Origin of the sequence: Anaerophaga thermohalophila DSM 12881 (assembly GCF_000191885.1) — a bacterium.
Taxonomy (GTDB): domain Bacteria; phylum Bacteroidota; class Bacteroidia; order Bacteroidales; family Marinilabiliaceae; genus Anaerophaga; species Anaerophaga thermohalophila.
The window spans coordinates 1-9,375 of record NZ_AEWI01000128.1 but is presented as its reverse complement, the minus strand read 5'-3'; the positions used below and the strand labels follow the sequence as shown (position 1 = coordinate 9,375).

Annotated in this window: 7 protein-coding genes and 2 pseudogenes; 7 read left to right on the top strand and 2 right to left on the bottom strand. The window is 42.6% G+C overall.

Going from position 1 to position 9,375, the window contains the following annotated elements; genetic code table 11:
- The 5 genes and pseudogenes from ATH1_RS22005 to ATH1_RS22360 all read left to right on the top strand — a co-directional run.
- Positions 1-184 (top strand): hypothetical protein (locus tag ATH1_RS22005; protein WP_211208091.1); only part of this gene is annotated, 184 nt, incomplete at its 5' end.
- 117 nt (positions 185-301) lie between these two features.
- The gene (locus ATH1_RS0116410) at positions 302-1,846 is read left to right on the top strand and encodes a Fic family protein (RefSeq protein WP_010424347.1); all 1,545 of its coding nucleotides are present in this window, start codon (positions 302-304) and stop codon (positions 1,844-1,846) included.
- Positions 1,847-1,914: 68 nt separating this feature from the next.
- The gene (locus ATH1_RS0116405) at positions 1,915-2,985 is read left to right on the top strand and encodes a radical SAM protein (RefSeq protein ID WP_010424345.1); all 1,071 of its coding nucleotides are present in this window, start codon (positions 1,915-1,917) and stop codon (positions 2,983-2,985) included.
- 301 nt (positions 2,986-3,286) lie between these two features.
- Positions 3,287-3,688, top strand: a complete 402-nt coding sequence (locus tag ATH1_RS0116395) for a hypothetical protein (RefSeq protein WP_010424341.1) — start codon at positions 3,287-3,289, stop codon at positions 3,686-3,688.
- A gap of 176 nt (positions 3,689-3,864) precedes the next feature.
- Positions 3,865-4,089 (top strand): annotated as a pseudogene (locus ATH1_RS22360) (hypothetical protein).
- Here the strand turns inward: ATH1_RS22360 and ATH1_RS0116385 are convergent.
- Positions 4,041-5,285 (bottom strand): ABC transporter permease, encoded by a 1,245-nt coding sequence (locus ATH1_RS0116385; RefSeq protein WP_010424338.1) that lies wholly within the window; start codon positions 5,283-5,285, stop codon positions 4,041-4,043. The pseudogene ATH1_RS22360 and the gene ATH1_RS0116385 overlap by 49 nt on opposite strands.
- Before the next feature lie 1,233 nt (positions 5,286-6,518).
- Positions 6,519-6,706: pseudogene (locus ATH1_RS22660) on the bottom strand (hypothetical protein).
- A 35-nt stretch (positions 6,707-6,741) separates the two neighbouring features.
- On the opposite strand from ATH1_RS22660, the gene ATH1_RS0116375 reads away from it, so the two are divergent.
- Positions 6,742-7,296, top strand: coding sequence for a helix-turn-helix domain-containing protein (locus tag ATH1_RS0116375; protein WP_010424337.1), 555 nt, complete (start codon positions 6,742-6,744; stop codon positions 7,294-7,296).
- 9 nt (positions 7,297-7,305) lie between these two features.
- On the top strand, positions 7,306-8,958 hold the full coding sequence (locus tag ATH1_RS0116370; RefSeq protein WP_010424336.1) for an AMP-binding protein: 1,653 nt from the start codon (positions 7,306-7,308) through the stop codon (positions 8,956-8,958).
- Positions 8,959-9,375 lie beyond the last annotated feature (417 nt).

The following is a 9,375-nucleotide window of genomic DNA, read 5'->3' as shown; positions in this document are numbered from 1 at the left end:
AAGGCCTTGCGCAATGGCCGGAAATTTTGGCTTTCGCGGGGAGCCAGGTTTAAGCGGACCAGACCTTTTTGGTTCTTTTTGGGGCAATGCCAAAAAGAACAATGGAAACGAGCATGACAATGATTGTCACAAAAGAATATGTATAAGTTCTTACATGCGAGTTCCATCCGCCCTTAATAAATAAATTTTATACGGATGAATTTTAATTGGTTTTCATGTATGACCCTTTTTTTTAATTGTTTTTCATGGAGAATAATTAATTTTCACGTACATTTGCCATAGTCGTTTTTCACGAAAATACATGGAAGATATAGATTTTTCACGAGAGGTAACTGTTTTTCATGGCCGAACCGTTCCTGAAAAGGCCAGATTAGCAGGATACGGGGCTGTTATCGATGGGCTGGGACTTTCAATGCCTATGCCCGGTCGACTTGCATTGATTAGTTATAAAAACCGCCAATACCGGGATCAGAACTGGCAGGTATTTACTTCCCGATATCTTCCTGATAATAATCTGTACAGTCATCTGGTTTTTGCTCTTAAATATGAAGGAATCAACCTGTTGTTTTTCAAAAGGCTGTTTCAAAAAATATCTTCTTCCGAGATAGTTTCTATAATATCCGCAGAACCAACCGGTCAATACAGCCGGAAGATATGGTTCTTGTATGAATGGCTGATGATGGAAGTTTTAGATGTTCCTGATCTTAAAACAGGGAATTATGTGGGACTGCTGGACGAGAGAATGCAATTCACCATCAGGGGAATCCGTTCGAAGCGTCATCGAATCATCAATAATTTGCCAGGAACACGTGATTTTTGCCCGCTTGTTTTTAAAACCGATAAACTGATAAATTATTGTCGTGCCGGATTATCGGAGCAGCACGATAACCGTTTGAGTGATGTCCGTAAAGACCTTTTACAGCGAGCCTCTGCTTTTTTATTACTGAAAGATTCCAGAGCTTCTTTTTCCATCGAAGGAGAAAGTCCTAAAAGTAAGCGGGCTGCCCGTTGGGGAAAGGCAATTGGTCAGGCGGGAGTTAATGCGCTTAGTAAGGATGAATTACTTCGACAACAACAAATGGTTATTGAAAATACAAGGTTCATAAAGTCAGGTTTCCGACGGGAAGGAGGTTTTGTAGGTGACCATGACCGGTCAACCGGCGAACCGCTGCCGGATCATATTTCAGCCCGGTGGCAGGATATTGATCAACTTATGTCAGGTCTCATAGCTACAAGTCATTTATTGGAAGAGGAGGATATTGATGCCGTAATAGCTGCTGCAATAGTTTCCTTCGGATTTGTTTTTATTCATCCTTTTCAGGATGGCAACGGACGTATTCATCGTTTTTTGATACACCACGTACTGGCAAGAAAAGGTTTTACAAAACAGGGGCTTATTTTCCCGGTTTCCACCTCTATGCTTAATCACATTAATGATTATCGGAAGACCCTTCAACAATATTCTCACCCGCTTCTTGATTTTATTGACTGGGATAAAACAGCCGACAATAACGTGAAGGTACAAAATGAAACAGTTGATTTCTATCGTTATTTCGATGCAACCCCTCAGGCAGAGTTTCTTTATGATTGTGTTGCAGATACTATTTTTAATATCATTCCCCAGGAGGTAAAATATCTGGAACAATATGACAGATTCAAGCATTTTTTGGATGACGAATTTGAAATGCCCGACAAAACAGTGGCGCTTTTAGTCCGTTTTCTGGAGCAAAATGAAGGGAAACTGTCTAAAAGGGCCAAAGAACAAGAGTTTTCAGATTTATCAGTTTCAGAGATTGAAATGATTGAAAAACACTTTGCAGACGTTTTTTATACTGCGCTCAACTAAAAATAAAAAAAAGTGGTCCAAAGAATGGGGAGTAGAATACCATTCGACCAATAACTTAGACTATACTGATGAAACGCCGCAAAATCAAAAAGGGTATTTACCGGCTTGCCCACCTTCCGGGAGGTATTAACTTCGTAAGGTATTGCAGAAATAAGGTAGCGCATTATTCCAATAAGGTATCCGGTTCATTGGAAGTTGCGCATCCTTCCACCATTATGCTCGAAGTGAGCAATCATTGTAATTTGCATTGTATCACCTGTCCTCGAGAATATGCTTACGGGATAGAGATGGACAAAGGTTACATGGATATTTCATTACTGAAGAGGCTGGTGGATGAAGCTTATCCATATATCGATTCTATTGGATTGACCGGTATGGGAGAGCCTTTACTTTATCCTCATCTGGCCGAAGCCCTTGAATACATCAAGTCCAGGAACAGGGGCATACTGACCAATATTTCAACGAATGCCGTATTGTCAGGGGCGCCCGAAATTATTGATACTTTTAAAGCCAACCTCGACACCATTCAGATTTCTATTGATGGCATTGGTGATGTATATAACAGTATCCGTAAAAATGCTGATTATGATACTTTTATTGATAATGTCGCTCAAATTCAGTCACTGACAAAGAATTCCGGTACCGACCTGACTTTTAATATGGTAGTGGTGAAAGAAAATTATCACCAGATGCCGGAACTAATTGAATTGGCCGCAGAGAAAGGATTTGCTAATTTGACCTTTACGATATTTAACCTGGCTTCGGTGACCAATGTGGATATGGAATATTATGAATTCTATGACAGCCTGGAGTTCCGGGAAGCATATCGGCTGGCTCAGGAAAAGGCAAAACAGCATCCCGAATTGGATGTGTTTTTCTGGAATATTGATCGTAAGGGAAGTTTTCAAAACTGCCCTTTTCCCTGGACACATTTTTATGTGGCCTGGAATGGCGAAGTACCGCCTTGTTGTGCCAAACCTTTTCCAAAAGAGTTATCCTTTGGCAGTGTTGTGGATCAGCCGTTAATAAATGTACTCAACACTGATGGATTTAAGGAATTCAGGAAGATGTGGAAAACTGCCGAAACACCGGCGTTTTGCAGAAGATGTCATTTTATTATGGGAGAGACAGTGAATTGATAATCAGTGGTTTCATCATAACTTATCCGCTTTCCGGGCCGGCGGATGGGGGGAAGCCAAAATGGGCGACGTTCATGGCCTTGCGCAATGGCCGGAAATTTTGGCTTTTGCGGGGAGCCAGGTTAAAGCGGACTATACCTTTTTGGTTCTTTTTGGGGCAATGCCAAAAAGAACAATGTAAAATAAATTTGAAACAGGCTGCTGACTTTTTCAGCAGCCTTTAAATATTTGGAATAATTGTGGATTTCTCATATATTTCTTTCAAATATCATGACAATTAAAAGTTAAATTTTCAAATATCATGTATATTAGAAAGCAAATATTTGAAAAATCAGGAAAGGAAAGTTTCTTTCTGTGGGGAGCCCGGCAAACAGGGAAGAGTACTTTGCTAAAAAATATGTATCCGGAGTCGCTGTGGTTCGACTTGCTGCAAACCGATGTGTTTGAAAGACTTTACAGAGAACCTTCACAATTGCGGGAGATCGTTATGGCCTCAGACCATGAAGTTGCCATTGAGGTCAAATCAACGGATAATGCCGGAAAGAGACACATTAAAGGATTGCGGTATTTCGAAGAGGAGTATAATGTAAAGCAATCTATTCTGGTTTCTAATGATCCGTTTCCCCGCAAGATAGGAACGATAAGTATTTTGCCCTGGAAAATATTTCTTCAAAAACTGTGGAATGGTGAACTGATAAAATAATCAGGATATGCTGAATAACACTTAGGTGATTAATAATAAATTCATAGTTCCATTTAAGGTGCAAGGGTTTTAAGCAAATCATAAATTAAGTCTGCGCCTGAGAAGGGAACTTGTAAACAACTTGCTGACTGAAAAATTCTTTTGTGATTAAAAGAGATTCACTGTTCAAAGGCGCGATGGCCTGTCCGCTTTCCGGGCCGGCGGATAGCGGGAAGCCAAAATGAGCGACGTTCAAGGCCTTGCGCAATGGCCGGAAATTTTGGCTTTCGCGGGGAGCCAGGTTAAAGCGTTGCAACAGTGATAGATTCTTCACTTTGTTCAGAATGACAGTGACCTTTCCGGGCCGTAAGCCTTACTCAAATCTGATTGCCTTCACCGGCGAAATCCTTGCTGCCAGGTAAGAGGGCCCCGTCATCATCAGAAAGATAGCAAAAATGGCACCGGCATTTAGAAGGAGAACAGATGCCCAGGTGAGATGGATGGGCACGGTTTCGAGAAAATAATTGTCGGGGTTGAGCTTAATGAACCCGAACCGCGATTGCAGCCGGCAAAAGGCCAGTCCGATGAGGTTTCCCCAAAACAATCCTTTAAGCGCAATATTCCCGGCCAAAACCAGAAATACTTTCCGCAAGGGCCAGTCGGCCATGCCCATTGCTTTCAGGATACCGATCATGTTGGTGCGTTCAAGGATCAGAATTAACAGCCCGGTGACCATATTAAAGCCGGCTACCAGTATGATGAGGCCAATAATAACGGCAATGTTCATATCCAACAGGTCGAGCCATCCGAATATCTGCGGCTGCGTTTGCTTGATGGTGCGGGTTCGCAGCATTGTGCCTTCGGGTGAAATGTGTCCCGATACCACATCTGCTACCAGACTGCCTGTTTCCATAATGTCTTCAAAGCTGCCGGTAAGAAGTTCATAACCGGAAATCCGGTCATAACCCCAGTTGTTGAGGCGCTGAACCTGCCGGATGTCACATATTACGAATGTTTCGTCCAACTCGGGCAGGTTGCTGTCGAAGATTCCCCCTACGGTAAAATTCCTGGCTCTTATTTGTTCCTCGAAGAAATACATCGGTGCTTTGTCGCCAACCTTTAAATGCAGCATACGGGCAATGTCATCCGAGATGAGTATGTCGTTGGATGTTTTGTTGTCGGCGAGTGCCAGTGTGTCTCCATCTTCAATAATTGTTCGAAAAAAAGACCAGTCGAATTCTGGTCCGACACCCCTCAAAACAATTCCCTGCATCTGATCTTCGGTTTTTATAATGCCCGGTTTTGTTGCAAAACGCTGTATGTGCAATACACCCGGCACATTGGCCAGTTCTTCTTCCAATACGGTGTCCTGATCTATCGGGTTGGTCTCATAACTAAGGTTAAAATCGTAGCTGATGACCTGTATGTGACTACCGAAACCAATGATCTTTTCTCTTATCTCCCGCTGAAACCCCATCCCCGTAGCAATGGATATTATCATCACCACCATCCCCAGAATGATACCGGCAATGGCCACCTTAACAACCGGGCCTGCCAGTCGTTTCCCGGAGATGCCTCCTGTTCGTATCCTTTTTGCTATGAAATATTCCGGTTTCATCCGTATAAAATTTATCTAAGTTATTGGTCGAATGGAACTCGCATGATTGATTTTATACATTAACTTTTGTAACAATCTTTGTCATGCTCGTTTCATGCAAATCTTTAAAAATGTTTGCACCTGTAAATGTTAATTGTCAACATATCACTATTCAAAAGAATGTCACAATAATGAACGACTTTAACTATTAAAAAGGCGCGGTGGCCTGTCCGCTTTCCGGGCCGGCGGATGGCGGGAAGCCAAAATGGGCGACGTTCAAGGTCTTGCGCAATGGCCGGAAATTTTGGCTTCCGCGGGAAGATAGGTTTAAGCGGACTAGACCTTTTTGGTTCTTTTTGGGGCAATGCCAAAAAGAACAATGAGTGCAGTATAAAAATCTTAAACGCAAAGACGTATGTTGTGTTTATAATTCACACTAATGGCTACTGACTAAAAACTACTGACTAAATTACTTAAATCTAAAAATCTAATAATCTAAAAATCTATTAAGGCAAACCTTGTCATGCTCGTTTCATTTAGTTACACAGAGTGCACGAAGCACATCACAGAAATTCACAGAGAAAAACGGACTTTTTCCTCCTCTGCGATCCTCTCTACCTTCCCACCTTTACTTCATGCTCCATGCTTCTGAAGGCAGGTATCTGCCAATCTATTGTGATTAAGCAAAGATAAGAATTTTGTTGCGTCGCTACTGTTCCATTAATGATGATTCAGCTTTTTGTAACTAAGCAATCATTCACCATCGGTTATTACCCTGCCGAAAATCATTGCTCTGAACCTAATGTGTCGATCAATCAACTACTTTATTACCTGGTATTTAACGATTAATTTCAATTGTCTGTGATAATCTGTTTTCTCTGTGGTGTCCCATCTCAATTGGCAGAAAAAATTAAATTTCCTGTTATTCCTCTTACAGAATGTTTATTTTTGATGTTTTGGTACGGATATTGGACTCTTACTTAAAATGAACAGACTTGTTGACAATAAGATGGTTCGTACGATGGTCCGTTTATTAAAACGATCCCGAAAAAGTTCTCGTAACGACGGTGCCGGCAGGGACATGTTGTGATATCAGGCGTTACTTTTGTGTATAACTATGTAATTTGTTGTTTTACAGATTATCACGGATTAGGCCCATAGTCCCACAGAGTGTGTCAATGACATACGAATCATCTCGTATGTTACCTGTCTTCCGTCAGGCAGGAAGCTAAAAATCTAACGATCTATTGTGAATCATCTTAGAGTGCAGTATAAAAAGCCCTCAAACTGCTGATTTTTAACATTTTTACCCCTGCCCCTAAAGGGGAACTGCTAAAAATCAGCAGTTTGAAAAAGTCCCCTTTAGGGGATTTAGGGGTCAAAAGGCTTTTTGGACTGCACTCATTTATGAATCTTAAATCTAAGAATCTTAAATTTACCATCTGATATTGAACCTATAACTCTATAAAATTCTAAAATGGAAGAACAAATAAAACAGGTTGCTGCCCGCATTAAAGACTTGCGTGAAATACTGAACATTTCGCCGGAAGAAGCGGCAGATCATTGCGGATTAACCGTTGAAGATTATGGCGAAATTGAATCGGGGAAGGTGGACATACCCGTTGGAATTTTGCATCTTTTAGCCAAAAAATTCAACGTTGATGTTACATCCTTTCTTAGTGGAGCCGAACCGCGAATGCATTACTATACAGTGACACGAAAAGGAAAGGGCGTTTCTGTTCAACGCAGGAAAGCATACAATTACGAAGCACTGGCTACCAACTTTATCAACCGCAAGGCCGATCCCTTTATTGTGACTGTTGATCCCAAACCAGGCAAAAGCGAGCTGGAATTCAACAGCCATCCGGGACAGGAATTTAATCTGATTCTGAAGGGTAGTCTGTTAATTTGTTTGAACAACAAGGAGATGCTTCTCAACGAAGGTGACAGCATTTATTTTGATGCCAATCTTCCGCATGCCATGAAAGCCGCTAACAATGAGTCATGCCAATTTCTTGCAATCATTCTTTAAAAACCGATCATGCAGTTATATAAAAAATATTTAGACCAGCCGGAGTTTGAATCTCTGGCTGATTTCCGGAATAACTTCAGGATAAAGATTCCGGAAAACTTCAATTTTGCTTACGATATAGTGGACGAATACGCCCGGCTGGAACCGGAAAAGGTTGCGCTGGTGTGGGTTAATGATGAAGGGGAACATCGTAATTTCACCTATCGTGAGTTAAAGGAAGAATCGGATAAGACAGCATCGTGGTTTCAATCCCTTGGATTTGAACGCGGGGATAAGATCATGCTCATCCTGAAGCGACGCTACGAGTTCTGGTTTGCCATCCTGGCACTACACAAAATAGGGGCTATTGCCATACCGGCTACCCATTTGCTTACCGAAAAGGACATCATTTATCGTTGTAATGCAGCAGACATCAAAGCTTTGGTTTGTGTTGGAGAAGAGAATGTGATTAACCATGTAGAGAAAGCTTTGCCCGATTGTCCGACGGTTCAAAAATGCATATCGATTGGTCCGGAATACCCTGACAACTGGTATAACTTTCAGAAAGGAGTGGCATTGTCTCCTTCTTTTGAAAAGCCCGAAATACCTTCCCGGAATGATGATCTTATGTTGCTTTATTTCACCTCGGGTACCACGGGAAATCCCAAGATGGTGGCTCACGACTATACCTATCCTTTTTCTCACATCATTACTGCCGCGTTTTGGCACAATGTAAAAGAAGACGGGCGACATCTTACGGTGGCAGACACCGGATGGGCCAAAGCCGTGTGGGGAAAACTGTACGGACAAATGATGGCCGGGTGCAGCGTTTTTGTTTATGATTATCAGAAATTTAATCCTGCCGATATGCTGGATGTGATTGCAAAATATAAAGTCACTTCTTTCTGTGCACCGCCCACTATTTACCGTTTTATGATTCGTGAAGACTTTTCGAAATACGACCTGTCTGCACTGGAATATTGCACCACGGCGGGTGAAGCCCTCAATCCCAAAGTATTTGAGACGTTCCGGGAGCTTACCGGCATAAAACTGATGGAAGGTTTTGGGCAGACCGAAACGGCAGTTCAGTTGGCCACCTTTCCGTGGATGGAACCCAAACCCGGTGCCATGGGGATTCCAACGCCTCAATACAACATCGACCTTCTGAAACCCGATGGCACTTCATGCGAAGATGGGGAAGAGGGTCAGATCGTCATTCGCATCGGCGAGCATCCACCGGTTGGGCTCTTTAAGGGGTATTATCGCGATGAAGAACGCACCCGTGAAGTGTTGCGGAATGGCATTTATTACACCGGAGACCTTGCCTGGCGTGACGAAGACGGATATTACTGGTTCGTGGGAAGAGTCGACGATGTCATTAAAAGTTCCGGCTACCGCATAGGGCCGTTTGAAGTCGAAAGCGTTTTAATGACGCACCCCGCTGTTGTAGAATGTGCTGTTACCGGGGTACCTGATGATATTCGCGGGCAGGTGGTGAAAGCTACCATCGTGCCGGCACCGGGTTATGTCGCTTCAGAATCGTTGATCAGGGAAATTCAGGAACACGTGAAGCAGGCAACAGCTCCCTATAAATATCCGCGCATTATTGAGTTTGTAGAAGAATTACCCAAAACCATAAGCGGTAAAATACGCAGAGTTGAAATCAGAGGGGAAGAGAAGTAGGTGAAGCCCGAAAGGGTAATTAGTGGCCGGTCATAAAAAAAGGCGCGGTGGCCTGTCCGCTTTCCGGGCCGGCGGATGGCGGGAAGCCAAAATGGGCGACGTTCATGGCCTTGCGCAATGGCCGGAAATTTTGGCTTTCGCGGGGAGATAGGTTTAAGCGGACCAGACCTTTTTGGTTCTTTTTGGGGCGATGCCAAAAAGAACAATGGAAACGAGCATGACTAAGATTGTCTCAAAAGAACATGTATAATTAACCTCTAATCATCAAAGAAACCAAAAACAGGGAACAGATTCTTCGTCGTTACCTCCTCAGAATGACATTAGGCAGTCTGTCATTCTGAGCGAAGCGAAGAATCTTATATCAATTAAAGCATGATAAGTTGCAATATTCCAATAATTTAGACTAATTTTATACGG

What these genes read in the sequence shown, in the direction of transcription:
- ATH1_RS0116410 (WP_010424347.1), top strand. Translation starts at nt 302, where the DNA reads ATGGAAGATATAGATTTTTCACGAGAGGTAACTGTTTTTCATGGCCGA.
- ATH1_RS0116405 (WP_010424345.1), top strand. Translation starts at nt 1,915, where the DNA reads ATGAAACGCCGCAAAATCAAAAAGGGTATTTACCGGCTTGCCCACCTT.
- ATH1_RS0116395 (WP_010424341.1), top strand. Translation starts at nt 3,287, where the DNA reads ATGTATATTAGAAAGCAAATATTTGAAAAATCAGGAAAGGAAAGTTTC.
- ATH1_RS0116385 (WP_010424338.1), bottom strand. Translation starts at nt 5,285, where the DNA reads ATGAAACCGGAATATTTCATAGCAAAAAGGATACGAACAGGAGGCATC.
- ATH1_RS0116375 (WP_010424337.1), top strand. Translation starts at nt 6,742, where the DNA reads ATGGAAGAACAAATAAAACAGGTTGCTGCCCGCATTAAAGACTTGCGT.
- ATH1_RS0116370 (WP_010424336.1), top strand. Translation starts at nt 7,306, where the DNA reads ATGCAGTTATATAAAAAATATTTAGACCAGCCGGAGTTTGAATCTCTG.